Raw genomic sequence first — 25,200 nt, forward strand, 5'->3', positions numbered from 1 at the left:
TTTGTTTCAAGATAATAATATTTTCAGGAGTCTATATGCAGTTTGTTCAGCAAATCGACATCCATGATTGTGATCTGTTTTGGATCATAGGTGATAAGGCCGTCTTTTCTCATTTTATTCAGCTCTCTTGACAGAGATGGCCTTTGGACCCCTATTTTTTCAGCCAGTTCTTTTTTGGTCATATTCAATTTAATAGTAGTTGATTTTTGTATGTGGCATTCATAAAGCAAAAACTCAATGATACATTGTCTGATTGTCTTTAACGTTAATATTTTAATCTTGCCTGTTAAAATAAGCGTTTTATCGGATACAGACTGGAGAAAGCCCTTCAGAAATTTACTGTTATCTTGGCACAGCTTCAAAGTCAATTCTTTCTTGATCTGGAGAATTTTCGCATCACACTTTGCGGTGATTGTCATGGGATAAAAGTTTCTGTGTGAAAACAGGAGATTTTCTCCCATAACCTCACCGGCCGAAAAACTGCAAATCGTGAGCATATCCCCATTCGAATCAATTTTTTGTACCGAAACAGTCCCACTCAAAATGATGTCGAGGTTTTCACATTTTTCGTTCTGAAGATGTACCACGGAATCTTTGGTATAAGTTCTGATATGGTAAAGATTATTTTGAAACAATTTATCTAACTCATCAGAAGAGAAGCAGTTAAATAGATCAACCGTTTCAAGTATCGAAAATAAATTATCCAAAATAGCACACCTTTCTTGAAAGGAGTAACCATGGTTACTCCTTTCACTTTTGTTTTTGATTATAATACAAAAGTATCAAAGATGAAAGGGGCCCTAAATGTTTTGGATAAAAAATATGAGGATCAGATCCTGAAATCGATGGATGCCGTGCGCGAAAAAGCACCAGATATCCCTCTTGATTATTTTTTCGATATCTGGAAGGGATTCTGGTTTGGTGAACAAAAGACAGAAATGCCGTCCATAGCGGTATTGGGGACTGGTATTCCCGAATTATATATCCGGGCTACCGGCGCGAAACCGTTATTTTTGCTTGGCGGTAATTACTTTACGGATCAATACGCAGAACATGTGTTTCCGCAGATTTCGGACCCTGTGTTGAAATCTGCAAGCAGCATTCTCTTTTCCGAACAGCTTGCCTGCATGAGGGATATTACCGCGATGGTTGTTCCGGTGAGCAACGCAGATACGCGTAAAGTTCTGCCTTATTTCAAGGATCTGGGGCATCCGGTAATCGTGATGGAGGAGGAGCCGTTTCTGGATTCAAAAGCCACATCACGGTTTCGGTCGTCACAGATGGATTTAGTTATGGAGCTGCAAAAGCTCACACACCGACCGATCACCGCCAAGAGCATCCGAACTGCCGCGAAGCAAATCACCAGCGCACATGATGCCATCCGGCGCCTTAAGACTATGGATATTCCGCAAATCGCAAAGGATTTTATCAAGCAGACCTATTATCTTGCTCCTGACATTCAGGAATGGACCGACCGCGTGAATGGATTCGCCGAGGAAAACCTGAAGCCGATGCCCGAAAACCGGTCCCATCTGCTGCTGATCGGGTCACCGATCTTTTTCCCGAATGTCAAAATCCCGACTGTATTACATAATGTCGGCATCCGAAATTATGAGAATCACTGTGGAGTCCCTGATCCGGAGGATTACACAGAGCTTATGGAGCATGATCCTTCCTCGCTAAATTCCATGTTCAGGGATCTGAATGAACTTCATTACAGATCGGCACAAAACGATATTGCTCGCGCACTGTGTTCTGATACTTCTTTCCTGCAAAACGCCAGCGGCGTCATCTACCATCTGCTCAAGGGGCAACTCATGTATGCTTATGAAGCGAATCGGATTGAAAAGGCCGCCATCAGGGCGGGGATTCCGTTCGTCTGCATTGAAACGGATTATACGAATGCCGATATCGAACAGATCAGAATTCGCCTGGAAGCTTTTTCTGAACTGCTGATGCAGACCGGAAGACTGTCCGCAGCAATATGAAAATGAATACTCACCAGTTTATAAACTCAAAGCGATTAAGGAGGAACTTATGTCATTCAGCTTTCTTTTACAAGAACTGCATCGAAAAGTTATGGAAAAAACAAAAGCGGCAAAAGCACACCGCGGAATAATAACCATCGTGATTGCCGCCATTCTTGTTACAATCGTTTTTTTCGCTGTCAAAGCAAATCTTGCGCAGAATCCAGCAGGCCGGACATTAACTCCCGTTAGCAGCACTACTCAAAGCGACGAAAGCACGACAATTCCAAACGGCGGTAATCAAAACGAAACCGCTATGCAGGCTAAGACGCTCAAGCGTATCGAAAATGTTGCCTCTATTTTGGGTATTGCCGTGTTGACATCGGGAGGCATGACAGTCTATTACAGAAAAAAGAAAAACCGCGTTAAACCGCTTCCGGTACTGCGGAGTGAGGAGGAAACACATTGAAGCAGCGTAAAATTACAGCTTTTCGTATCACATGTCTTCTGATTGCCGCTGCCGTGCTCGCTTTCCTTGGAAGCAGATACCGGATTATTATTTTATTGCTCAGCATCTTCAGTGCTCTAGTTTTTGGGCGTCTCTGGTGCGGCTATGTTTGTCCGCTGGGATTTTATCAGGAACTACTTTCAATGCTTCGGAAAAAACTGCATATTCCGACGTTCCACGTGTCATTAAAGGTGAAATCCTATTTGCGTCCGCTGAAATGGATCATACTTGTATATTTTCTGGCCAGCGTTTTGTTTTTTGGGCTGCGCCCAGTTATGTATATACGGCCCGACCTTTCCTTCAGCAGCGCAGATATGAGTATCTATAAAATCATTATTGTCGGTATTGTAACGGGAATTTGTTTTCTGAAAGAAAGGGCGTTCTGTAAATACTGCCCGCTAGGGACACTCCGGGGCTTTGTCAATAAAATCAGCTTCGGAAAAATTAAAAAGGACGGCACCGCGTGTACACACTGCCGCGCTTGTCTTGAATGTTGTCCAATGGATATCCGCTCCATTTATGAAGAACGCAACAAATCCGATATCACTCACTCGGATTGTATCTACTGTATGAAATGCATTGAGGCATGCCCGGAGCAGGATGTGCTTTCCTTTACCCTGTTTGGGAAAAAGGTATTGTCCTCCAAACGTAATAGTAAGCAGGTGAAATAATGGAAGAGCGTACATTAGAACGTTATAAGCGAAATATTTCGCGTGTTTCGGCTGGTTCACTGAAACAGTTGACATCCATAGGAGATGTTCCCAAGGGGCTTGAATATTTTACGAATGTTCTTAAAAGAACATTCGTCGATTTTGAAAAGGATGACAACGAGTACATAGGTAGCTACTGCGTGATGGTGCCGGATGAAATGATATACGCATTCGGCTACAGGCCGCTGCGCTTATGCGCTGGGCACAGCGTTGCGGCGATGATCGGGGATGAGATCGTCCCGCGTGATGCCTGCCCAGTCCTGAAGGCAACTGCCGGTTTTCACGCAATGCGCGTCATGCCGATCTATCAGCAGTGCAGGCTGGCAGTGCTGCCGATGACCTGCGATGGCAAGCGAAAAAGCGCTGCGCTTTTGTCGCAGTACCTTCCGGTTATTCCCTTGCCGATTGAAATGGATAAGTCGGAGGAACGCTTTGCGCAGAACCTGCAAAACATGCATGCTCTCATGAAAAGTATTTCCAAAGAAACGGGCCGCAGGTTCTCCAACCGGAAACTGATTGAATCCTGCAAAAGCATTAATGCGGCACAGCAGGAAGCATATAAACTATACGGCTTGCTCTCATCCGACAATCCGCCTGTCACGGGTTCACAGGTTATGGCTGTGCTGAACAGCTATTGCTATGATACGCCGGAAAGCTGGGCGCAGCACGCGAAAATACTAAATGCCGGACTTTCCCAAAAAGCAGCTGCCATGCAGCCTTTGAAAAGGAAAAAGCCGCGTATCTTTATCGCAGGCTCTCCCATTACATTTCCAAACTATAAACTGCCGTTTTTGATGGAAGGTCTGGGGGCACAGATTGTCGGAGACGAGACGTGTATGGCGGGGAGGCTTTTATATGACCCCGTTGTTCCTGATGAGTACAGTACAGACGGCATCTTACGTGCGCTTACGGCGCGATATGTCTGCGCATGTACGTGTCCGGTATTCGAGCAGACGGACGATCGCCTCAGCAGTCTCACAGAAAAACTGCGTCAGACGAAAGTGGAGGGCGTTATTTATCATATCCTGCGCGGCTGCACGCCTTACGACTTCGAATTGTCCATGGTGGAACAGCTGGCAGATAAGCTTGATATTCCGGTTCTGCGTGTGGAAACAGATTTCTCCGCCGAGGATGCAGAACAGGTAAAAATCCGTCTGGAAGCGTTTGTTGAATTGATAGAACAAAGGAGATAAATACATGGGAAACTATTATGTGGGACTGGATGCCGGTTCGACATACCTGAAGGCGGCATTGATAAAGGATAACTGTGTTTTAGGCGCTGAACTTCTTCCAACAGGCATCGACTGTGAGGAAACTGCGGCCAAATTGCTGGAAAAGATCTATGCGAGCCAAAGTATCACACGCAATGATATCGCCGTAATCACCGCAACCGGATACAGCAGGCGCAGTATCGGCCTCGCAGATGCCACAATTTCAGAAATCACCGCTCATGCCTGCGGTGTACAATTGACAGCCCCTGAAAACGTGCATCCGCGCTTGATCATTGATATCGGAGGCCAAGACAGCAAGATCATCAGCCTTGGCCCCGATGGACATATCGTGAATTTTACAATGAATGATAAATGCGCCGCTGGAACAGGAAAGTTCTTGGAGGTCGTGGCTGATCTTCTGGAAACTACCATTGATCAGATTGCTTCGCTTGCGAAAGAGAGTACAGATCCCTGTCAAATCAACAGCACCTGCGCCGTTTTTGCCCAGACGGAAGTGATCTCTCTTCTTGCTCAAAAGAAAAGCCGAAGTGATATCCTTGCAGGTATGCATATAGCCATGGCAAACCGTATCGCCAAAATGGCGCGTAAATATAAGTCGGATGGCGATGTGATGATGACCGGAGGCGGCGCTAACAATGATGCTCTTCGATCTGCGTTGGAAGATGAACTGATGTGCGATATTTACAAGGCAAATTATCCGCAGTTCAACGGCGCAATCGGAGCTGCTTTAATTGGCATGCATAATACTGAAAAAATGCAGGTCCAAATTTCTTAATTTAGCATATAAAATTAAATATCAGAAAAGGCAAACTGACCGAAAGGCAGGGGCATAAAGCCAAGAGTCTAAGGTAAATAAACGTACTATGATAGTCTGGTTGCAAAAAACATATCTTGACTCTGCCACTCCGGATAGAGTCAAGATATGTTTTGATTATGAATGATAAAACTATGACAGGAGTGATATTACGACGGAAATCAAATGGGTATTATGCCCTGTTTGCAATAACAAGACACGTCTAAAAATCCGTGAGGATACAATCCTTAAAAACTTTCCGCTATTTTGTCCCAAGTGCAAACATGAGACACTAATAAATGTACGACATCTGAAAATATCAGTTATCAAAGAGCCAGCCGCTGAGACGCAGAGCCGATAACATGTGAGATTAATCACAGTTATCGGCTCTCCTTGTACATGATCTATAAAGTTGATTGTACTTGTGGTTAAGTTAGTTCAAATACTATCCCTTGTTTTCATGGCGGAGTTCTTTCCAAATACCTCTTGCTGATGCAATAGCAATTTGCTGTTCTTGCTCGTTAGCATCCCGGAACTCCCGAATAAATTGTTCCTGCTCTGGCGTACCAGTTACATCCTCGGGACGAAAAATAAGATCAGCTGGAATACTTAATTCTTGAATGATTTTATAAAGGACCTCAAATGTTGGATTTCGTTTTCCAGTTTCAATGGCAATGATGGTTCTTAAAGAAACTTCTATTTTGTCAGCAAGCGCTGTTTGTGTCATTCCGCGCGATATACGGGCTCCTTGAATGATAGTACCCATTCGCTTCATGTCATAGTGCATTATGTATCACCTCTTATCTAAGTTTAGTAGAAAAAAGATGATTACATAATGTGGTTGTGCGTCATATTTGCATGCAACATATTTCACAAAAATAACAGCCGGACAAGGCAAGAAAAAAAAGACTGCTTTGGCGGGTTATATTAATGCATCCAAAATCAAATGAGTCACCTGCCAAAGCAAACTGAAAGGAGCTTTGGCAGATGTTGTTTTTACTACCAAAATACCACTTTTATAGAAAGGTGGCAGTTTAGCAGATGGCCTGAATATTCTATGGGCAATCTTCCAAGGTAATCGCTTAAAAAAAGTTATTGCTCCATAAGGATAAATTCTAACCTTGCATATGCAAGCTATGACATAATAGTATGTAATTTGTATCAATTTCGACGTACCATGCGGAGGATATTCTGCTTTGGTACGTTTTTTATCTTCTTTTCTCTGGATAAATATTTCTGGTACGTTATATCGACGCGGTGTGATATAAAGCCCCTCTGCCGCTCCCCTCCATCCTCTGTTTCGATTTGCCCAAGCCTAAAAATCGAAACGGAGGAAAAGAAAATGGTCAAGATCAATCTGCGGGACTATTATCCCGATTTTTATACCACCGACTGCATCATTGAGGTACCGGACGAGGTTGCGGCACTCATGGATTCCTATGAACACGCCGAAGCCGCCTACTATCTGCGGAGATACCGTCATAAGGCGTATTACTCTCTGGATCGCGGCGACGGCATCGAGCGTGACATCCTGTTCGTGTCCCTGTCCCCCTGCGAAATCTATGAGCGCAAAGTGACGGCTGAGCAGCTTCACGCTGCCATCGCCGCCTTGCCGGATAAGCAGGCCAAGCGCATCTATGCTCATTACTTCTTGGGAATGAGCAAAAGTGCCATTGCTAAGGCAGAAGGGGTAAATAAAAGTCAAATCTCACGTTCTATCAATAAGGCGCTGAAAAATATGGAGGCAGTCCTCAAAAATTTCATTTAAGGGAGCAACTTTTGCCCTGAAGATGAAAAGGTTTATGAGGGATATGTTTTTATTCTTCGCTGAACCTTGAAAATCGAATAAGGGACAAGCCGGATACATACCGCAAACAGCGGCATACAGGGAGCCGGGCGGCGGGTGCGCCACGATCTTTCCTTACGCGGGAGAGGGTGATTGGATATCAGCGTAACGGAAAGGGAGCGAAAAACACCAGCGCCGCAGGCAGAGCAGCGTCTTTCAGACGCAAGGCAGCTCTGCGGCAATTATCTGTATGTAATGAAACTTCCGTTCAGTCACAGTCCGAGCGTGATAAAACCGTCGCAGGCAATGAGAACGGCCCGCCATCATCATGGGGGGAGGTGCAATTCCTATGGTAACAGGTACGCCGCCTGTTCGTCCGGAATGTCTGTAAACATAAAAGCAAATCGAAACAAAGGGACAGCCGCGCCGAAACGTGCCAGCCGTATGGCTGCTCAAACCTGTATCGGCGCGGCTGTCATCTTTTATATTGGATATGGTTTGAAATGGAGGTGTCTCTTTATGGAGCAAGCCACACCATGCGGAAAAGCAAATACCTCTTACAAGGAAGTCAAGATCGGGAATACGCTGTATCGCGTGACCAGCGTGTTTTCCGGTGAAAAGGACCTGGGGCATACGCTGGAACAGCTCGCCGTCCGGCGCGCCATGACAGAGCTTACACCGCCCCGCGTCCCTTCTGCTTCTTAACGATAAAACCCTCTCGGCCAGCCGCATCCTTGCGCGGCGAAAGCTCCCGCGTTATCCTGATGATGTTCGAGAGCCATAAAACCGCACGGGGTATGATGCTGAGATGATCGGGAGGTAAAACATAGATGATCGAAAAAACATACAACGTGGGCATCTACTGCCGACTGTCCAACGACGATGAGCGCGACGGCGAATCCGCCAGCATTGAAAATCAAAAGCTGCTGCTCCAACGGTATGTCCGTGAGCGCGGCTGGAATGAAATCGACGTATATACCGATGACGGTTATTCTGGAACGAATTTTCAACGCCCCGGTGTCCAGCGGTTGATTGAGGATGCCAAGGCAAAGCGCATCAACGTGATTTTGGTCAAAGACCTGTCGCGTTTCGGCAGAAACTACATTGAATTCGGGCAGTACACGGATTACCTGTTTCCTTCCATCGGGTGCCGCTTCATCGCGCTGAACAACGGCATCGACACGGAAAGCACCAACGGCAGCACCGATGTCATGTGCTTTTTGAACTTATTTAACGAGTTCTACAGCCGGGATACCAGCAAAAAGGTCAAGGCCGTGAAGAAAGCGTGTGCGGAGGATGGGAAATTCATGGGTACTTACCCCGCCTATGGGTACAAGCGCGATCCTGCGGATAAGCACCATCTTGTGATCGACGAAGAAACCGCGCCGGTTGTGCGCCGGATCTTCGCCATGCGCTGTCAGGGCATGGGGTTTTGGTCCATTGCCGTGGCACTCAACGAGGAAGGAATTCAGCCGCCCGGAGTGCTGTACTATCAGCGCAAGGGGCGAAGCGACCCGCGTAAGGTCAACCACCAGTGGGCCAATACCACCGTTCAGGTTATCCTCCGAAACGAGGTCTACATCGGCAATATGGTGCAGGGCAAACACGGGACGCTCTCGTATAAATCCCGCAAGCTCATTGTAAAGCCGGAGGATGAATGGATACGGGTGGAAAACACTCACGAAGCAATCGTTCCCCGCGACGTGTGGGACACGGTTGTTAGCATCGACCAAAAGAAAGTGCGGAAATCTCCCACCGCCGCAGGCAGAAAAAGCATTTTCACCGGCCTTGTCTACTGCGCCGACTGCGGCTTCAAAATGCGGTCCCACAATGAGACGCGCAAGTACAGCGACGGCCATACGCAGGTATTTCACTCCTTCATCTGCGGCAACTACAGCCGCAGCGGGAAAACCGCCTGCACTGTCCACATGATTTATGAGGATGTCTTGAGTAAGCTCGTGTTGGCGGATATCCGGGAAAAAGCTCAGTACGCGGAGTACGACCGGGACCGGCTTGTGGCGCAGATCACCCGTCTGAAGGACAAGGAAACCCGCAGCCGCCTGTCCTCTTATGAACAGGAGCTGAAAACGGCAACCGTCCGCGTGTCGGAGCTGGAAAAACTGATGTAGAATCTCTATGAGGACAAATGCAAAGGCGTTATCCCGCAGACCGTGTTTCAGACCCTGATGCAGAAATATGAATCCGAGCGCGCAGAAAAATCTGCTGTCCTCCCGGAACTGGAACAAAAGGTCCGGGCCCAGCGTGGGAACAGGCAGGACGCGGACCGCTGGACAGATATCATCCGTCGCTATACAGAAATCACGGAGCTGGATGAAACCATCCTGTTTGAACTGGTGGACCGCATTGAAGTGGGCGAAACCCAAAAGCAGGGCGACCTTCGCATCTGCGACATCAAGGTGCATTACCGTTACGTCGGGAATGTGGACGAGGCGCTGACGCAGGAAAAGAGGGAGCGTTATGAAAAAGCTGTATAAGGTCGGCATCTACTGCCGCCTGAGCGTGGATGACGCTTCCAACTCCGCGAAAGCGAAAAGCTACATCCCCGCCGACGAATCCGCCAGTATTGAAAATCAGCGGGAAATCCTCTCCAAATTTGTGATGCTGAACGGATGGACGGAGGTGAAAACTTACGCCGACGACGGTTACAGCGGCGGCAATTTTCAGCGTCCCGGTTTTCTGGAGATGCTGGAGGACGCCCGGAAAGGCGTTATCAATCTGATCCTCGTCAAAGACCTGTCCCGGCTGGGACGCGACTTTGTAGAGGTGGGCCGGTACACGGATGTTGTATTCCCATCCCTTGGGTGCCGCTTCGTTTCCGTGCTGGACTGTCTGGACACCGAGGGCGACAACACCGACATGCTCCACTTCCGCAGCCTCATGAACGACTACCATTTGAAGGATTTAAGCAACAAAATCAAGTCCGTGCGGTACGCCAAAATGAAAAGCGGGCAGTTTCTTTCCGCTTACGCCCCTTACGGCTACCGCAAAAGCGAGGATGATAAGCACAAGCTGGTGATCGACGAATACGCCGCCGCTGTGGTGCGCAGGGCCTTTTCCATGCGGCGGGACGGCGCGGCCTATGGCAAGATTGCCGCCGCTTTCAATCAGGACGGCATCCTTTCCCCGCGTGGGTATTGGCACAGCCTGTACGGAACCGGCGAATGCCGGTATTCTCAAATTTGGACCTGCACAGCCGTAAAAAACCTTCTAAACAGCGAGGTCTACCTTGGAAATCTGCTGATGAACTATACCGGCTCCCGTTCCTATAAGGACGGTACGATGATTTACAAGCCGGAATCCGAGTGGATACGGTGCGAGGCAACCCACGAGGCAATCGTCACCCCGGAAGAATGGGAGGCCGTGCAAAAGATCAATCAGGCTGCGAAGCGCCGCGTTGAGAATAACCGAAAGCCGACCCGCAGCCTTTTCTCCGGCAAGCTGGTCTGCGCAGACTGCAAAGGTCCCCTTGGCGCAAGTACAGAAACACACCGCCGTAAAAACGGCAGCGTAAAACGCTATGTTTCCTACTGCTGTGAGAGATATATCCAGTCGGGCCGGAGTATTTGTTCCTGGCACCGTATCTATGAAATAACGCTGGCGCAGATCGTTATGGCTGAAATCAAAGCGGACGCCGAGGCCGTCACTCTGGATGAGGCCGGTGTGTTGGAGAAACTCAAAAGCTGGATGGCACAGTATGACGAACAGCGCATGGCGAATACCCGTCAGGACATCGGCAAACTGCGCCGCCGCTTGCAGGAATTGGAGAGCATGACCGCAAAGCTCTATGAGGACAAGGTGAGCGGGGCGGTCAGCGAAAGCACCTTCTCGGTGCTGATAGCAAAAAACGAACAGGAGCGCCTTATCAAAGCGGAACGCCTCGACACGTTCCTGTCCGCAGTTAAAAAATCCGATCAGGATGCCGCCGACATTCAGCATTGGGCGGCGACGATTCGCAAATATCTGAACTTACAGGAACTCGACCGGGAGACCATCGACGAGCTGATAGACCACATTGAAATTGGCGAACGCACCGTTGTTGACGGAAAGCGCAGGCAGGATGTAAAGGTGTTCTATCGTTTTGTCGGACAGGTCAACCGGGAACTTGATATGCAATGAAAACAGGCCGACTTACAGGTTTTGAGTATTTTTTAGCACGACGTTCCCGAATGATGTATGCTCTTCATGATGTTGCGGAAGGGGGTGAAATCATCATCGTCTCTGGCGCTGTCCACGCCATCGTTGACGGCAATAAGCCGGACGTTTTTCTGCCGCAGAATCTCCATGATTTGGCCGACTTTGAGATAATCGCGCCCCAAGCGGCTCATATCCTTCACAATGACAGCCTCTACATGTCCTGCCTCAACTTCCTCCATCATGGCCGTAAATCCGGGACGGTCGAACCGGGTTCCGGAAATACCGTCGTCGGTAAAATGGGTCGGGCGCGGAAAACCGTTTCGCCGGGCATATTCCTCCAGCATCTGCTTTTGGTGGGATATGCTGTTGCTTTCGCCCTGTAACTCGTCATCACGGGATAATCGTTCATATAGCGGGGTGATTTTTCCGTTACTCATGTTCGCGCCCTCCTGTATATAAAATGCTCTAAGCCGCTTCATTAACCATGACAAAAATCATGATAAATAAGCCTCTTAGAGCATATAACACCCGCCGCCAACTTATATTTCTTATATTGCCGGACGGCGAAGTGGTTCGGATTTTCCTTTTCCAATGCCTCAAACATGAGATCCACGGGATTTTTGAATTCCTCATCATCTTCCCGGACCTCCGAAGCGTTGATAAACTCGATCAGCGTGGCGAAATTCTGCTCCTCGACCGGGGCCTTATAGTGGATGTAGCCGATGAGCGCCGTGTAAAAGAGAGTTTCTGCTTTTTCCCAGAAGTCATCTCCGGATTTGCCGTTCCCCTTGGTGTTGGCGATGAGCGCCGTGACCAGCTTCAAGATGTCCTTTTCCGAATGGATGTACGCGAAGGGATTGTATCTCATGGACTTTTTGAAGTTGATGGTGTCGAGAATCTTGATGCGGTAGCCCCTGCGCCGCAGGAGATTTCCGCATTCCACAATAATGAAATGTGATCGGTGACGTTTTTTTAAGACGTTTTCAAATCTTTATGGAATCCTTAAAATTGGGGTGTAACCTATGTCATGAACTTAAAGAAAAGGAAGATGTACATGGCTGATTATATTTTGGAAACCCAAAATCTCTGTAAAAAATTTGGACGGCACCAGGCAGTAAAGAACATTTTCCTCTCCGTGCAGGAAAATTCAGTTTACGGCTTACTCGGACCAAACGGAGCCGGTAAGTCCACCACTCTGAAGGTGATTACCGGGATGATCCATAAAACGTCAGGGGAGATCCTGTTTGAAGGGCATCCGTGGAGCCGGAACGATTTGAATAATATCGGTGCCCTCATCGAATCGCCGCCGTTGTATGAAAATTTAACGGCTCGGGAAAATCTGAAAGTACGCACTCTCCTTTTGGGTTTGCCTGATTCCCGAATTGACGAGGTCTTGCAGACAGTGGATTTGACAAATACCGGGAAGAAGCGTTCCGGTCAGTTTTCCATGGGAATGAAACAAAGACTCGGCATTGCGATTGCTCTGCTCAATCATCCCAAACTTCTAATTCTGGATGAGCCGACGAACGGCCTTGACCCAATCGGCATTCAGGATTTGCGAAAGCTGATCCGTGCTTTCCCGGAGCAGGGTATTACGGTGATTTTGTCCAGCCACATTCTGTCGGAGGTAGAGCTGATTGCCGACCACATCGGCATCATAGCGGGCGGCGCTCTCGGATACCAGGCAAAAATCAATCCCGGCGAGGATTTGGAATCGCTCTTTATGGAAGTCGTCGAGAAAAACCGGAAGGGAGACGGCTGACATGTGGAACTATATTCAGGCGGAGAGCCTCAAATGCCGACGGACTTTCGCCAAGGCCCTGATTATTCTGGCCCCTGCGCTTGTTTTGTTTCACGCGGTGCTTACCAGCATTTGGTTCATAACCAACGGCTACAACTGGTGGTATGTGATGATCCTGCCGGGGTTCCTTTCACTTGTGCCCGCACTAATGAACCAGTATGAGGATAAAAGGCTTCGTTACCGGGCCGTATTTTCCCTGCCGGTTTCCTTAAAGAAAACGTGGCTTGCCAAAATTGCACTGATCGGAATTTATCTTGTATCGGCCAGCATTTTCCATTTTGCTGTGCTGGCTTTGGGCAAAGCTACGATTTACGCAAAATATGCGGTTTCTTATTCTTATGGGCAGATGCTTGCCGCATCCCTGGTCTTAATCGTTACCTCCCTATGGCAGATTCCGTTTTGTCTGTTTCTCGCTAAAAAGTTCGGAACGATGGTTACAATCCTTGTGAATGTCCTCGGAGGGATTGCCCTGAATGTGCTGGCGGCGACTGAAGACTTCTGGTGGCTGTGCCCTTACAGTTGGGGGTCGCGCCTGATGTGCCCGGTGATTCATGTGATGCCGAACGGCCTTCTGGCCGAACAAGGAAACACTTTACTGAATACAAGCGTCATTCCGGTCGGTATCATTCTTTCTATTACGCTGTTTGTCGTGCTGTCAATTGTGACGGCAAATTGGTTTCAAAAACAGGAGGTTCGATAAAATGGGGGCTTTTGTGCGTGGCGTGCGCGCCGATTTTTATAAATCCCGCCATACGTTTCTGCCGTGGATTCATCTGTTTTTGCCGCTTGGCTTTGCCCTTTTGGCCATTCTCTATTGTTCCATAACTACGCTAAAGTCCGAAACGGTTCTCAGCGCCTACCTTGAACTGATCGGTGGCGTGTTTCCCATTGTGGTTGGGCTTTTATGCAGTAAAGCTGCTGACTTGGAGGCAGAGGCCGGACATTTTCAAGTCATGATGAGCGGCACGGTATCGCGAAGTACCGCTTATCTAAGCAAGTTATTTACACTTCTGCTTTTCGGTGCGTGTTCCGTTGCGCTGGCCATCGGCCTGTTCGGAGGATTTTTTCAAAAAGCTCCGTCCCAATTCTATGTATGGGCTGCTTTACTGCTGATCTGCTCAAGCGTATTCCTTTATCTCCTTCATCTGTTTGTCAGCTTCCAATTTGGAGGCGGAACGTCGATCGGGATGGGAATTTTAGAAATTCTGCTTGCCCTGCTTGCCTTAACAGGGCTTGGGGATGGAATTTGGTATTACCTTCCCTGCACATGGGGAGCACGGCTGGGAAGTGATTTGACTTCCATGTGGGCACACCCAAACAACATGAGCTTTTATATGGAAATCCGGACTTGGATTCTGATTGCCGTACCTATTACGATTTTGGCGTTGATTTTAAGTCTGATCTGGTTCAAACGGTGGGAAGGCCGTAAAAACTATGAATAACGCCTGAAATTTCAACCTGACGATGAACCGTATGTTTGCTTATTTTATCCCGGCCGGGTATACTTCTTATCGGAAGGGGGGGAGTCAAATGGCACATATTCTGGCGATTGATGATGAGCCGGATATTCTGGCATTGATTCGGAATGCTTTAATGGAAAGCGGCCACAAGGTTGACACCGCTGACCGCGCAGACTCGATCAATGTGGACAAGCTAATTGATTATGACTTAATTCTTTTAGATATTATGATGCCGGGAATGGACGGCATGGCGTTTTGCAAACAAATCCGAAACACTGTGGACTGTCCGATTTTGTTTTTAACGGCCAAGACGCAGGAAACGGATATTGTTGAGGGCCTCGGCAACGGAGCGGATGATTACATTACCAAGCCGTTCGGCATTGAAGAATTACAGGCGCGGGTCAATGCGCATCTCAGACGGGAACAACGGGAGAAGCATGCGGTCCTTAATACATCCGGGATTCGGTTCGACCTTTCCGCAAAAGAGGTCAGTATTAAGGAAAAATCGATACCTTTAACGAAATCCGAATATGAGATCTGTGAATTTCTGGCAAAAAATCGGGGGCAGGTGTTCTCGAAAGAACAAATCTATGACTCCGTCTACGGCTACTCCGGCGAAAGCGATTCTTCGACGATCTCAGAGCATGTTAAGAATATCCGGTCAAAATTTTTGGTATATGAGGCGTCCCCCATTTTGACCGTCTGGGGGATTGGATACAAATGGGCGTAAAAAAGAAAGCAGTATCCCTTAAAATCATTTTTTTACAGTATCTCCTTCTGGTAGTATTCACGTTAGCGTCGGTAACGATTGTGGTTTACGGATTGCTTTTCGCCGGTTATCAGACAGGATTCTATATCTCGGCAAATGCAACGGAGCTTGCCGTCAAACAGGCGGAAAACCGCATCGCATCCGTTCAACCGTTTGACGGAAGTGTGATTCCGTCTCATACCACTTACGTCCTGCTTTCAACAGACGGAACCGTAGTTCAAAGCAATATGGGCGCATCGGAACAACAAAAGGCTGTTTCGTATGCAAAGGGCAGCTACACGCCATATTCCGCTGCCGATTGTTATGTAACCGTTAAGCGGAGCGACGGTTCCTGTGTCGTGCATTATACGATCCGGGAACGGTATGCGATAGAATGGATGAACCGATACTTTCCAAGCATTAGTATATTCAGCATTGTTCTTTTTTTAATCGGCTGTCTGATCGGATGCTTTGCAGTGACCTACCGCTTTGCACAGCGTCTGAAAAAGCAATTGTGGCCCATGATGGATGCCGCCCAAAAAATTGCGGAACAGGATCTGGATTTTACTGTGCGTCCATCCGGCATAAAAGAATTCAATCACGTTTTAAACGCCATTACCGACATGAAGGAAGCGCTGAAGTGCTCCTTGACCCAGCAATGGAAACTGGAACAGGCACGCCGCGAGCAAACTTCCGCCCTCGCACATGATATTAAGACCCCGCTCACGATCATTCATGGGAACGCGGAACTGTTGAACCGGTCCGGCTTGACTGTTAAGCAGACCAAATATACAGACTATATTTTAAAGAACACCGACCGGATGGAAGCATATTTACGGACACTGATCGAATTAACCCACGCGGAATCCGGCAATTCAGCCAGCATACAAAATGTCCCGACAGAGAATTTCATTCGGGAGTTGACCGATCAGATGAACGGCTTGGCTACCACAAAAGAACTGACTGTTTCTTTTCATGTCGCCAAACTGCCGCAGATTGTTCAGATTGATCCGGATTTATTGAATCGAGCTATTATGAATATTGTCTCTAACGCGGTGGAATACAGCCCGAAATACGGCTCCCTTGACATCTACATTGACTGCTTGGAACACCATCTGCGTTTTTGCATCGTGGGTAGCGGGAAGGGATTCTCGCCGGAAGATCTGAAAAACGCAAAAATTCAGTTTTACCAAGGGGACAAAAGCCGTAACTCATCGGAGCATTATGGAATCGGATTGTACGTCACAGAGCGCATTGTTGAATTGCATCATGGAATTTTGAGTTTAGACAATTCTGTGGAGATCGGTGGAGGAAAGGTGACAATTGAAATTCCTGTACAGAATTAAGTAAACAAAGTGAAGAATGATCCTATTCTGCTTACACGCCCGCCTTTACAACTGGACGAAACAACAAGCAACTCAGCCGGAGCAAAAGCAAAGCATTTGGGAACAGCTTCAACAGGCGAAGGCCGCAGTCAAACCGACAACCAGATATGGCAAGGTAAAGGCTCTCAAGGAGAACGCCGCCCTGTTCAGTTTTTTGCAGGAAAACGGCATTTTTTCCATGCAGGAGCTTCACGCAAAAGTGACCGCCATGCAGACAAAATATTACGATCTGCGCGGCGAGATTGCCGCCACCGCCCGCCAGATCGACGGATTGGCGACTTTCCATGTGGAAGCAATATTCCGCGAACAAAGTTTTCCGACAGCGCCTTTCCGACCTGAAACCGAAAGCTCGAGAAAAATTTCAGGATGCGCACAGCGTGGAACTTGCCTTGTATGATACTACCGTGCAGTATTTGAACGAATTAAAAGCGTCCGGCGAAAAGATCACTCCGAAGTATTGGCAGGCCGAAGCGGAACGCCTCACCGCCCAAAATAGCACCCTGTATCAGCAGATGAAAGCCATGCGCACGGATATTCAAGCTGTGGAGAAAATCCGCAAGACCGCTGATGAGCTTGCCCGGTCAGAGAAGTCCCGAGATTGGGGGCAGGAAGGTGGTCACGGTTTTTTTCGGGTAAAGGCTGACATTTGGAAAGCTGACGGATGATATTGTCCAGCAAATCCATTTTTAGCCCGCGTTTCACTGCTAACTTGTAGTTCTTTTTGAATTGAGACGTCCAAACAATGTCCAGTTTCATTTTTTCAGTTCCCTCAACGCTTCCTCCACATCGCTGTAGCGTTTCGCGTTGGGGTCTTTTGCAAGACGTTCCGCTTCTTGCATGGCGGCGAGGGTAACGGCGTTCGGCGTATTAAGCGTCACGTCGAACGGAAAACCGCCAGACCGAAGCGACTGCCGCAAAAATACGTTGATAGCCGTCGTGAGGTTCATACCGAGTTCGCCGTAAAGCGCCTCGCACTGTTTTTTAATATTGCTGTCCATGCGGACGCTGAAATTCGTTGTATTGGCCATAGCAATCAGCTCCTTTGTAATCCATTGCACTTATATTATATGCTGATTGCATTGCAATATCAGCCTAAAAACTTAAGAATTTGAAAGTTGAGATGGAAGTACTTGGTCTTTCCGATATATCCCGAAATGATACCGAATCACGACGCTTTCCGTTCATCTACTCCACCCTTACCCGGATATTCTCCCACGTACAGGCAGAGCCTACAGAGTCGATTTTTCTCGGAAACAACACCGAAAACCTACAGAAAATTCGTCTATCAGTCGCAACGGCGAAAGGAGGAACTTTTATGCCGAGAATGAGCAAAAAGCGCAAGCTGGAATGGCGGTTCTTCTTAAACCCTCGAAACCGGATGACATACAATCCGGTTTGCCGGAAATGTGCTCACGGCTGCAAGCAGAGTTTCCGGGCCGTTGTGATTGATTGCCCTCGTTACCACTCTAAACGAGCAAAAAGGAAAGAGCATGACACAATGTAAGCCATTAATCTTATGGATTGAGGGCTTTGAGACGAAAGGGGTTATATGAGCGAAGAAAAAACTGTCAACGTCAGCACCGTGAACAGCGCGGATCTCTGCCTGTGCATGGGGACGAAAGCCCCACACTTGTAAAGAAAATTGGAAAGACCACCTACAGAGTGACAATCCATTTCAGCGCCACCAGCCGGGAAACCATGAGCGATAAAATTAAGCGGATGCTTCGCAATGAGATCAGCCGGATGTTATATTCGATTTTCAATAAAAAAGTCCTTAATAATTTGTCTGAGACATGTTACGGAAACCGTAGGTATAAAGTATGTCCATATTACTGATCTTGGCATTGAATCCGACAAGAGAAGCTCGCTTGAAATGACGACTGATTACCAAAACCTGTTCCGGGAATACGCTAAAACGCTCCCAAGCTATACGTCACAACTCGAATGGGTTTATTCGCAGTATCGTTCCAGCGTCCGTATTGCCCTGATGTGTTATGAGAAGGAGGCCGTGATGTGCCATCGCCATGTGATCAGGGACTATATCGCCGGTATTCACCCAATAAGGAGTGAGGACCTATGATGTATGAAAAGAAACGGATCTATATTTTGGTAAAAACATATCCGACAATTTCTGAGAAGTATTCGGAGCTTGTCTGTACGGCGGGTGTCCTTGAGGACGTTCTTGGATCTGCATTTATTCTGTGCCGTTTCATTTGCTGAAAGACAACCAGAAATACCCGAAATATACATGGGTGCAAGTTAATGCAGCACGCAATACCTCAGATTTCCGCCCCGAATCCTACCGACCGGATATCACTACAATGTTTATCAAACCCAGGCCAGTCAAACCGAACTGGGAAGAACGGCGCAGGATTGTTTTCAAAAACAAGTGCATATATAAAAACCTGCAGAAGCTGATTAATAAAGCAAAATCAGGCAAAACATCCCTTGCGGTGTTCAAACCTGCCAAAATACTTGACTTCATTGTTGAACCGGGCGATCGGAACTGGAACTCCAAAAGACTCGCCGGTTTGCAGTATCAGTCCCAACAAATATATCTGTTTCGGACGATGGAAGAGATCGAGGATGAATTTAAAACTGTACAGAAGGTTCCATACGAATTCTCTTATCAGTTTGAGGATGACTCCGGCAGGAAGTCCAAATTGATGATAGAAGATTGGGAAATCGGAATGTTGTATTTCAGATGTCTGTCAAATGCAAAAGGCAACGAAAATACCACAATTGCCAAGGTAAAGGAGAAGTATTACACCGAGTTTCGAAAAAGGGACCTGTACTTTTTTGGGAACTACCAAGCAATATCATAACATGGCCCCTAATCCATTCATTATCATAGGTATTTTTTATCCTCCTGTGCTTCCACCCAATCGGCAGGTGAGTCTCTTTGATTTGACATGAATAACCTTATGGAGCTGTTGCTATTGCGTCTTTTTACTGGCTCGATCTGAGGCCGGAGCAGGACAAACCGGAATATTCCATGCATCCGATACCCGGGTGATTCGAATGCTTCGGCGGGATGAGTATTTGCAGCACAATCCTTCATTGTACTCTATATTATATTATATAACATTATAGTAAATGTTATATAATAAAATGTAAAATTGATATTGACATTATGCATTTCATATTATATGATAATAACAGTTCAAAGCGATTCTACTATTTAAGGAGCAGATATCATGAATTTGCCGGATAAGAGTACGGAGCATATTCCAATCTATATACAAGAGCAGCGAATACTAAAAAAGAAGATTATAAACGGCGATTTCGGTGTGCCGGGGAGCCATTTTGTGACTACCAGAGAGTTAGCGGATACGCGCGGGATATCCCTTGTAACGGCACAACGCGTTCTCGTTGGTCTGAAAGACGAACGGCTCATAGAACTGCATGGAAAGAAATATTACCTGACTCATGGAAGGATTGCCAAAGATACTCCGTTAGGCAGACTGCAAAATAATAACACCAAGCTTCTGGGTTTTCATATCACAAATATAGGGAATCCGTTTTTCTCGTCCCTGGCGAAAGCGGCGGAGAAAAGTGTGATGGATGCGGGATATAAACTGGTCACAGCCAGCAGTTCCTATCAGATCGCACAGGAAAGGTCTATTTTAGAGATCTTCCGCGACATTGGAGCAATGGGGGTGCTCTCTTGTCCCGGCGTGGACCAGGGGACTGCATCCCTGTATCAAAACTATGTCCTGCCTCATGTTTTTTTAGGACGGAAACCGGAGGGAACCAATGCGGAAGCCGTCCTTGTCAACAATACCCCTGCCGCCCGTCGTGTTGCGGAACATTTTATTGATGAGGGGTATCAATCTTTTGCCTATATCGGGTTATCCGATCTTAGAACAGAGCAGGATCCCCGTTTATCCGGCTTTCGGGAGGGGCTTGTGAGAAAGGGCCATGCCTTGCCCCCCAATCACATTTTGGGGGTAGATATCGGCAAAGATGAAAAAATGACGGAGGATATTACGGATTTCCTGGCCGCATTGCCGAAACCGGCAGCCGTATTCTGTTTTCATGACATGATCGGGGTAAGAGTTTTACAGGCATGCCAGGATTCAGGGATCCTTTGTCCACAGATGGTTGCAGTAGCCGGATTTGATAATCTGTCCATATCATCTCTCGTGAAACCGGCTCTTACCACGGTGAGTTACGGCGTGGAAGATATGGCGGAAACCGCTGTGCGTCTGCTTATTGACCAGGTGGAAACCAGGAATGAAAAGAAGGGCACGAACTACTATCTGGAGCCCTCGTTGATCATTCGGGAAAGTTCGTCGAAAAGGGCTGTACGGAAACATCCGCATGTTCCCATGCACGACCTTCTATATAAAGTATCGGAATAAACCGGATAAACCGGCTATAAATTTTTTAAAATCAAATAGAAAGGTGAGTGAAACAATGATCCATCAAAAGGACAGGAGCTTCGGCTATTTGCCTGCTATCCAGGAAACTTTGGAGAAAGTGGAGTCGGAGCAGTATGGCAATATCTGCAGAGCGGCACAACTTATGGCAAATGCAATCAAAGAGGATAAGCTGATCAGTATCTATGGCGGCGGCGGGCATACCACACTTCCCGTGGGGGAAATATTCTTCCGGGCGGGCGGACTTTGTAATATCAACCCTATTATGGAGACAGGACTTTCCGTCTTCAATCAGGCGCTGAAATACCTGGAACTGGAACGATGTGAAAACTATGGAAGGGCAATTGTAAAATACTATGGCCTACAAAAGGACGACGTATTGATCATTGTCCACAACATCGGCATCAATGCAGCAACGATCGATGCCGCTCTGGAAGCGCAGGAAACCGGGGCGAAGATCATTGCGGTTTCAAGCCGTCAATGGCAGGAAGGGATCCCGCTGGATTCCCCCATTAGACATTCTTCGAAGAAAAACCTCTTCGATTTTGCAGAGGTATGCATCGACGACTATAATCCGGTAGGGGACGCTGTGGTGACGGTGCCCGGATGCGATACGCCCATTGCGCCAATTTCGAATATTACCGACTTTTATATTTTACACAGATTGGAAATCGAGACGGTAAGATTATGTGTCGAAGCCGGTGTGGAAGCACCGCTTTGGAAAAGTGCCAATGTGCCGGGCGGCGATGAATTCAATTCCAAAAATATAGCGAAATATCGTTCCAGAGTAAAAATGCTGTAAGAAGGGGATCGGGATGAGAAAGATAAAAGAAAAGCTCCTGGAGCTGTCGGAAAAGTACAGGGTTGCTGAAATAAACAGGATTGATTTTGAACATGGCAATATTATGGTAAGCTGTGAGAAAGGGCAGTTTCGCTTTTTTCAGACCGGATCACAGGAGAGCATGGAGGGATCGGGGGATACTATCGATGTGCCCTTGTTTTACTGGCGAAGCAAAAGACGCTATATCGAGCTCAGGAATATATTGATAAACGGCATTGTAAGATATCCGTCAGGCATGAGGAGCAAACATATCTGCTCCGACGGTTCTCTGAATGATTTGCTCATAAGAGAAATGGATATTCTGGAATTTGTCCTGAATGACAAAATCAATAAGGTATTCAGTTCCCTGGATAAGGAAAATCAATATTGTAATCTGATCCTGGCAACGAAAAACGGTGTCAAGGCCAGCATGGAGCTGGGTATTCTGTCAAACATAACCGAACCGGTTGAAATGCATGAGGTCATCTGCAATACGGGTATCGTCTCCGACATGGCGGTGGATACCCAGGTGGAGCATTATCCCATATATGTCTATGGCAAGGGTAAAACGGAAGTATACAAGGATATTGACTATGAACTCTATGGGATGGATAATGATGATGCCGACCGTATCCGTTTTATTACAGCTGTGCTTGCTGATAACTCACAAATTGAAGCTTTAGAGAATCAATATACGCATTATATGGAACTCAGGAAGGCAGTTTACGAATCCAATACCTTCGTTTCACCTATTGCAATTTAGAGGAGGGAAACCGATATGAGACAGATTAATGTGGCAATATCCTCGCTGACCCATGCCCACGTCAGAAAATACTACAAGACTTTGATGGAAAATCCAAAGCTGAACTGGGTTGCAGTGTCCTGTGAAGATCAAAAAACGGCAGAGCATTTTAAATCTTTAGGATACCCGGTAGCTCTGTATCCTACCTTAAAGGAAATGCTGGAAAGCCATCCTGAAATAGACGCTGTCATTCTGGCATCTGAAAACAGCAGGCATTTTTCAGAGTTTCAAACCTGCTGTGAATACAGAAAGAACATACTTTCCATGAAGATTCCGACCTTTGACAGGAAGGAATACGACGAAATGATAAGGTTGGCAAAGGAAAGGGACATCATATGTCAGGTGGAATTGGAGCTGCATTACAATCCCACGGTAAAGAGAGTGATGGAACTGACGGAAGAAAACAGGATAGGAAAGTTGGTTTCCTTTAACGCAACAAATATCACATTGTCTCCCGTATGGGCGTTTCCATGGCAGGGGATTCCTGAAAAATCCTATGGGAAGCGGATTCCTCTGAAAGAAGAGGATCATCGCTTCCGGGGCGGCGCACTGTCGGACCATCCTCATATCTTCGACCTGATCCGATGGATATCCCATTCCGAGTTTAAATATGTGTATGCGGAAGCGGGAAAAAATATCAGGACGGATTTATGTGAGGAAGATCTTCTGTTTGTGACGGGAGAGATGAAAAACGGTCTGAAATTTATTCTGGATCCATCCTGGTCCAGAATGGAGGAGCGCCTGACCATCCCGGGTATCGGCTGGGAAGTCTACCCGAAGCGCATGGAAGTCAATTTCACCATAGTTGGGACGGAGGGTTGTATACAGGCAGATGCATTCGGTCCGAATGTCTATTATAACGGCGGACCGAACAGCAGATATACCGTGCAGTATACCTATTTTGACGAGTGGATTGGGATGATGGACGAGTTTTATGATTGCAATATTCATCACAGAGAACCCAAGATCAGTTTGGAATGGCATAAGAAGACCATAGAAGCAATGAATGCATGCTATGAGTCGATTTACAGAGGAGAGCCGGTATATCTGTAAAATCCATATAAATATTTTTGCAGCAATACGACTTGTTGCGACAGAATCACATTTATGAAGGAGGAATATTTCATGGGGATCTCAGGGAAATCCGTTCCGCGCTATCTCTGCCCCATACCCGAGCAGGTGAGGTGGAAAGATGGGGAATATGAATTTGGGGCAGAGGTTCTGTGCAGCATAGATCCTTCCCTGGCAGAAGGAGAGCTCAAGGAAGGGCTCAAGGGGGAGCTCGGGAGAGGGCTCACAGGTACCATAAAGGATCTTTGGGGTAAGTTTACATTGGGTATCGGGAAGATTGAATTGATACCATTTTCCGATTTGGCAGCTTCTTGTGTTGTCATCAAAAAGTCTGTTGATCTGGCGGAGGAGGGATATGAACTAAGAGTAAACGACCGGGGGATCGAGATCCGCGTTTCAAGTGTGCGGGGATTCCTGCATGCCTGGTATACTCTGGTGCAGCTTATTTACCCCCGGAGTTTAGAGCCCGGCCCGGAGAAATTTGCGATTCCCCGGGTGGAGATTGCGGATAAGCCGGCGCTGAAGTTTCGTGGTTTGCACCTTTGCGTATTTCCGGAAACAACACTGACATTTTTAGAGAAATCGATCCGAATGGCCGGCTTAATGAAGTTTTCCCATATTGTCCTGGAGTTCTGGGGGACATTGCAATCTGATGTCATGGCGGAATTTGCATGGCCGGATCATTCTTATACCAAGGGCGAAGTTCAGCCTCTGATCGATATCGCGCATGATATGGGAATGGAGGTAATCCCTATGCTCAATTGTCTGGGTCATGCCTCCGGTTCCCGTGCCCTATATGGCAGGCATGTTGTGCTGGATCAGAATCCGCGAAAGGCATTGCTGTTTGAACCGGATGGTTGGACCTGGTGCCTGAGCAATCCGGAAACGCGCGAGTTGCTTAAGGCGGCACGCCGGGAGCTGATCGAACTATGCGGAGAAGGCAGGTATTTTCATTTGGGATTTGATGAAGCTTATTCTTACGCTACCTGTGACCGGTGTCGCCAAAAAGATGGAACTGCGATGTTTGCGGAATACTTGAATGAAGTTACGGAGGAGTTGGGTCAGATTGGCCGTCGCCCAATTATCTGGGGAGACGCCCTGCTGGATCAGACAAAATGGAAGTATCCCAATATCGCTACCAGCCGGCCGGATCAGCGTACCCATGAGGCTCTGGATCAGATGGATAAGAGAATCCTGATAGCCGACTGGCAATACAACGTCACCGAAGGCAAGGTGCCAACCAGCAAGTATTTTATGCAAAAAGGATTCGATACTCTCTTATGCTCTTATAATAACAATCAGAATATCAGCACGCTGGGAAAAGAAGCGCAGAAAACAGAGGCATTTGGCTTGCTTGCAACTACCTGGCATACGCTGCCCGAACATATTACCCTTATTCCTTGTGCTGCGGAAGCAGCCTGGTCAAAAGAAAAAGAGGGGAGACCTTTTACCTCAAAAGGCGGGAATATACAAACACTTGCCGCTAACCTGCAGCGAAAGCTGGTACCAGTCAATGGTATTTATGAAGCTGCGGGGTGGCGCAGAAAAGAAGTGGATATATAACTTTCCGGGGAGGACTT

The 25,200-nt window shown here is 47.2% G+C and carries 26 protein-coding genes, 4 pseudogenes and 1 riboswitch; of the genes and pseudogenes, 25 read left to right on the forward strand and 5 right to left on the reverse strand.

The genetic code is table 11. The features are described from left to right. Window positions 1-23: 23 nt before the first annotated feature. Window positions 24-707 carry a Crp/Fnr family transcriptional regulator gene (locus tag QBE55_06880; protein ID WZL77318.1) on the reverse strand — a complete coding sequence of 228 codons (684 nt, stop codon included), beginning with the start codon at window positions 705-707 and terminating at the stop codon, window positions 24-26. Window positions 708-809: 102 nt separating this feature from the next. On the opposite strand from QBE55_06880, the gene QBE55_06885 reads away from it, so the two are divergent. From QBE55_06885 to QBE55_06910, 6 genes are all read left to right on the forward strand, one after another. After that, the gene (locus QBE55_06885; GenBank protein WZL77319.1) at window positions 810-1,988 is read left to right on the forward strand and encodes a 2-hydroxyacyl-CoA dehydratase family protein; all 1,179 of its coding nucleotides are present in this window, start codon (window positions 810-812) and stop codon (window positions 1,986-1,988) included. A gap of 49 nt (window positions 1,989-2,037) precedes the next feature. Continuing rightward, the gene (locus QBE55_06890) at window positions 2,038-2,436 is read left to right on the forward strand and encodes a hypothetical protein (protein WZL77320.1); all 399 of its coding nucleotides are present in this window, start codon (window positions 2,038-2,040) and stop codon (window positions 2,434-2,436) included. After that, the gene (locus tag QBE55_06895) at window positions 2,433-3,146 is read left to right on the forward strand and encodes a 4Fe-4S binding protein (GenBank protein ID WZL77321.1); all 714 of its coding nucleotides are present in this window, start codon (window positions 2,433-2,435) and stop codon (window positions 3,144-3,146) included. Before QBE55_06890 ends, QBE55_06895 begins: the two co-directional genes overlap by 4 nt. After that, on the forward strand, window positions 3,146-4,378 hold the full coding sequence (locus QBE55_06900) for a 2-hydroxyacyl-CoA dehydratase family protein (GenBank protein ID WZL77322.1): 1,233 nt from the start codon (window positions 3,146-3,148) through the stop codon (window positions 4,376-4,378). The genes QBE55_06895 and QBE55_06900 overlap by 1 nt, the downstream gene beginning before the upstream one ends. 4 nt (window positions 4,379-4,382) lie before the next feature. Next, on the forward strand, window positions 4,383-5,192 hold the full coding sequence (locus tag QBE55_06905) for an acyl-CoA dehydratase activase (GenBank protein WZL77323.1): 810 nt from the start codon (window positions 4,383-4,385) through the stop codon (window positions 5,190-5,192). Window positions 5,193-5,211: 19 nt separating this feature from the next. Further along, window positions 5,212-5,300: riboswitch (cyclic di-GMP riboswitch) on the forward strand. A gap of 79 nt (window positions 5,301-5,379) precedes the next feature. Continuing rightward, window positions 5,380-5,571, forward strand: a complete 192-nt coding sequence (locus QBE55_06910; protein ID WZL79885.1) for a cysteine-rich KTR domain-containing protein — start codon at window positions 5,380-5,382, stop codon at window positions 5,569-5,571. Window positions 5,572-5,655: 84 nt separating this feature from the next. On the opposite strand, the gene QBE55_06915 is transcribed toward QBE55_06910, so the two are convergent. Then, window positions 5,656-5,997, reverse strand: a complete 342-nt coding sequence (locus tag QBE55_06915; protein ID WZL77324.1) for a helix-turn-helix domain-containing protein — start codon at window positions 5,995-5,997, stop codon at window positions 5,656-5,658. A gap of 555 nt (window positions 5,998-6,552) precedes the next feature. On the opposite strand from QBE55_06915, the gene QBE55_06920 reads away from it, so the two are divergent. The 4 genes and pseudogenes from QBE55_06920 to QBE55_06935 all read left to right on the forward strand — a co-directional run bounded on the left by QBE55_06920 (window position 6,553) and on the right by QBE55_06935 (window position 11,133). Then, the gene (locus QBE55_06920; GenBank protein ID WZL77325.1) at window positions 6,553-6,978 is read left to right on the forward strand and encodes a sigma-70 family RNA polymerase sigma factor; all 426 of its coding nucleotides are present in this window, start codon (window positions 6,553-6,555) and stop codon (window positions 6,976-6,978) included. 171 nt (window positions 6,979-7,149) lie between these two features. Beyond that, window positions 7,150-7,701: a hypothetical protein gene (locus tag QBE55_06925; GenBank protein WZL77326.1), complete on the forward strand. Its 552-nt coding sequence runs from the start codon at window positions 7,150-7,152 to the stop codon at window positions 7,699-7,701. A gap of 125 nt (window positions 7,702-7,826) precedes the next feature. Continuing rightward, window positions 7,827-9,491, forward strand: a pseudogene (locus tag QBE55_06930) (recombinase family protein). After that, complete coding sequence (locus QBE55_06935) at window positions 9,475-11,133, forward strand: recombinase family protein (protein ID WZL77327.1); 1,659 nt, start codon at window positions 9,475-9,477, stop codon at window positions 11,131-11,133. The pseudogene QBE55_06930 and the gene QBE55_06935 overlap by 17 nt, the downstream one beginning before the upstream one ends. Before the next feature lie 65 nt (window positions 11,134-11,198). Here QBE55_06935 and QBE55_06940 read toward each other — a convergent pair. Further along, window positions 11,199-12,100: pseudogene (locus QBE55_06940) on the reverse strand (recombinase family protein). Between the two features lie 105 nt (window positions 12,101-12,205). Here QBE55_06940 and QBE55_06945 point away from each other — a divergent pair. The 7 genes from QBE55_06945 (at window position 12,206) to QBE55_06975 (ending at window position 17,210) form a co-directional block, all read left to right on the forward strand. Then, complete coding sequence (locus QBE55_06945; GenBank protein ID WZL77328.1) at window positions 12,206-12,913, forward strand: lantibiotic protection ABC transporter ATP-binding protein; 708 nt, start codon at window positions 12,206-12,208, stop codon at window positions 12,911-12,913. A gap of 1 nt (window position 12,914) precedes the next feature. Then, entirely contained in the window at window positions 12,915-13,652 is a 738-nt protein-coding gene (locus QBE55_06950) for a lantibiotic immunity ABC transporter MutE/EpiE family permease subunit (GenBank protein ID WZL77329.1), read from the forward strand. 1 nt (window position 13,653) lies between these two features. Beyond that, window positions 13,654-14,394: a lantibiotic immunity ABC transporter MutG family permease subunit gene (locus QBE55_06955; GenBank protein ID WZL77330.1), complete on the forward strand. Its 741-nt coding sequence runs from the start codon at window positions 13,654-13,656 to the stop codon at window positions 14,392-14,394. Between the two features lie 88 nt (window positions 14,395-14,482). Further along, window positions 14,483-15,142, forward strand: a complete 660-nt coding sequence (locus tag QBE55_06960; protein ID WZL77331.1) for a response regulator transcription factor — start codon at window positions 14,483-14,485, stop codon at window positions 15,140-15,142. Continuing rightward, window positions 15,133-16,506, forward strand: a complete 1,374-nt coding sequence (locus QBE55_06965; protein ID WZL77332.1) for a HAMP domain-containing sensor histidine kinase — start codon at window positions 15,133-15,135, stop codon at window positions 16,504-16,506. Before QBE55_06960 ends, QBE55_06965 begins: the two co-directional genes overlap by 10 nt. Before the next feature lie 16 nt (window positions 16,507-16,522). After that, window positions 16,523-16,942, forward strand: a complete 420-nt coding sequence (locus QBE55_06970) for a hypothetical protein (GenBank protein WZL77333.1) — start codon at window positions 16,523-16,525, stop codon at window positions 16,940-16,942. Next, a complete protein-coding gene (locus QBE55_06975; GenBank protein ID WZL79960.1) occupies window positions 16,923-17,210 on the forward strand; it encodes a hypothetical protein in 288 nt (95 codons plus the stop codon). Before QBE55_06970 ends, QBE55_06975 begins: the two co-directional genes overlap by 20 nt. A 4-nt stretch (window positions 17,211-17,214) precedes the next feature. Here the strand turns inward: QBE55_06975 and QBE55_06980 are convergent. Both QBE55_06980 and QBE55_06985 read right to left on the reverse strand, forming a co-directional pair. After that, window positions 17,215-17,301, reverse strand: a pseudogene (locus QBE55_06980) (type II toxin-antitoxin system mRNA interferase toxin, RelE/StbE family). Then, window positions 17,298-17,573 (reverse strand): type II toxin-antitoxin system RelB/DinJ family antitoxin, encoded by a 276-nt coding sequence (locus QBE55_06985; GenBank protein WZL77334.1) that lies wholly within the window; start codon window positions 17,571-17,573, stop codon window positions 17,298-17,300. The pseudogene QBE55_06980 and the gene QBE55_06985 overlap by 4 nt, the downstream one beginning before the upstream one ends. Before the next feature lie 287 nt (window positions 17,574-17,860). Between QBE55_06985 and QBE55_06990 the strand changes: the two genes are divergently transcribed. The 8 genes and pseudogenes from QBE55_06990 to QBE55_07025 all read left to right on the forward strand — a co-directional run bounded on the left by QBE55_06990 (window position 17,861) and on the right by QBE55_07025 (window position 25,183). Then, window positions 17,861-18,049: a hypothetical protein gene (locus QBE55_06990; GenBank protein WZL77335.1), complete on the forward strand. Its 189-nt coding sequence runs from the start codon at window positions 17,861-17,863 to the stop codon at window positions 18,047-18,049. A 95-nt stretch (window positions 18,050-18,144) separates the two neighbouring features. After that, window positions 18,145-18,291, forward strand: a pseudogene (locus QBE55_06995) (transposon-encoded TnpW family protein). A gap of 575 nt (window positions 18,292-18,866) precedes the next feature. After that, window positions 18,867-19,370, forward strand: coding sequence for a hypothetical protein (locus QBE55_07000; GenBank protein ID WZL77336.1), 504 nt, complete (start codon window positions 18,867-18,869; stop codon window positions 19,368-19,370). A gap of 372 nt (window positions 19,371-19,742) precedes the next feature. Continuing rightward, on the forward strand, window positions 19,743-20,909 hold the full coding sequence (locus tag QBE55_07005; GenBank protein WZL77337.1) for a substrate-binding domain-containing protein: 1,167 nt from the start codon (window positions 19,743-19,745) through the stop codon (window positions 20,907-20,909). 55 nt (window positions 20,910-20,964) lie between these two features. After that, entirely contained in the window at window positions 20,965-21,729 is a 765-nt protein-coding gene (locus QBE55_07010) for a sugar isomerase domain-containing protein (protein WZL77338.1), read from the forward strand. Between the two features lie 13 nt (window positions 21,730-21,742). Then, window positions 21,743-22,510 (forward strand): hypothetical protein, encoded by a 768-nt coding sequence (locus QBE55_07015; GenBank protein ID WZL77339.1) that lies wholly within the window; start codon window positions 21,743-21,745, stop codon window positions 22,508-22,510. A 15-nt stretch (window positions 22,511-22,525) separates the two neighbouring features. Then, window positions 22,526-23,602, forward strand: coding sequence for a Gfo/Idh/MocA family oxidoreductase (locus QBE55_07020; GenBank protein ID WZL77340.1), 1,077 nt, complete (start codon window positions 22,526-22,528; stop codon window positions 23,600-23,602). 72 nt (window positions 23,603-23,674) lie between these two features. After that, complete coding sequence (locus tag QBE55_07025; protein ID WZL77341.1) at window positions 23,675-25,183, forward strand: family 20 glycosylhydrolase; 1,509 nt, start codon at window positions 23,675-23,677, stop codon at window positions 25,181-25,183. Window positions 25,184-25,200: the final 17 nt, after the last annotated feature.

The organism is Eubacteriales bacterium mix99 (genome assembly GCA_038396605.1).
Lineage (GTDB): Bacteria > Bacillota > Clostridia > Caldicoprobacterales > DTU083 > UBA4874.

Coding starts and splice junctions, on each gene's coding strand:
- QBE55_06900 (WZL77322.1), top strand. CDS start 3,146: ATGGAAGAGCGTACATTAGAACGTTATAAGCGAAATATTTCGCGTGTT.
- QBE55_06970 (WZL77333.1), top strand. CDS start 16,523: ATGATCCTATTCTGCTTACACGCCCGCCTTTACAACTGGACGAAACAA.
- QBE55_07015 (WZL77339.1), top strand. CDS start 21,743: ATGAGAAAGATAAAAGAAAAGCTCCTGGAGCTGTCGGAAAAGTACAGG.
- QBE55_07010 (WZL77338.1), top strand. CDS start 20,965: ATGATCCATCAAAAGGACAGGAGCTTCGGCTATTTGCCTGCTATCCAG.
- QBE55_06905 (WZL77323.1), top strand. CDS start 4,383: ATGGGAAACTATTATGTGGGACTGGATGCCGGTTCGACATACCTGAAG.
- QBE55_06965 (WZL77332.1), top strand. CDS start 15,133: ATGGGCGTAAAAAAGAAAGCAGTATCCCTTAAAATCATTTTTTTACAG.
- QBE55_06920 (WZL77325.1), top strand. CDS start 6,553: ATGGTCAAGATCAATCTGCGGGACTATTATCCCGATTTTTATACCACC.
- QBE55_06915 (WZL77324.1), bottom strand. CDS start 5,997: ATGCACTATGACATGAAGCGAATGGGTACTATCATTCAAGGAGCCCGT.
- QBE55_07000 (WZL77336.1), top strand. CDS start 18,867: ATGTTTATCAAACCCAGGCCAGTCAAACCGAACTGGGAAGAACGGCGC.
- QBE55_06985 (WZL77334.1), bottom strand. CDS start 17,573: ATGGCCAATACAACGAATTTCAGCGTCCGCATGGACAGCAATATTAAA.
- QBE55_06955 (WZL77330.1), top strand. CDS start 13,654: ATGGGGGCTTTTGTGCGTGGCGTGCGCGCCGATTTTTATAAATCCCGC.
- QBE55_06935 (WZL77327.1), top strand. CDS start 9,475: ATGAAAAAGCTGTATAAGGTCGGCATCTACTGCCGCCTGAGCGTGGAT.
- QBE55_06990 (WZL77335.1), top strand. CDS start 17,861: ATGCCGAGAATGAGCAAAAAGCGCAAGCTGGAATGGCGGTTCTTCTTA.
- QBE55_06950 (WZL77329.1), top strand. CDS start 12,915: ATGTGGAACTATATTCAGGCGGAGAGCCTCAAATGCCGACGGACTTTC.
- QBE55_06960 (WZL77331.1), top strand. CDS start 14,483: ATGGCACATATTCTGGCGATTGATGATGAGCCGGATATTCTGGCATTG.
- QBE55_07005 (WZL77337.1), top strand. CDS start 19,743: ATGAATTTGCCGGATAAGAGTACGGAGCATATTCCAATCTATATACAA.
- QBE55_07025 (WZL77341.1), top strand. CDS start 23,675: ATGGGGATCTCAGGGAAATCCGTTCCGCGCTATCTCTGCCCCATACCC.
- QBE55_07020 (WZL77340.1), top strand. CDS start 22,526: ATGAGACAGATTAATGTGGCAATATCCTCGCTGACCCATGCCCACGTC.
- QBE55_06945 (WZL77328.1), top strand. CDS start 12,206: ATGGCTGATTATATTTTGGAAACCCAAAATCTCTGTAAAAAATTTGGA.
- QBE55_06890 (WZL77320.1), top strand. CDS start 2,038: ATGTCATTCAGCTTTCTTTTACAAGAACTGCATCGAAAAGTTATGGAA.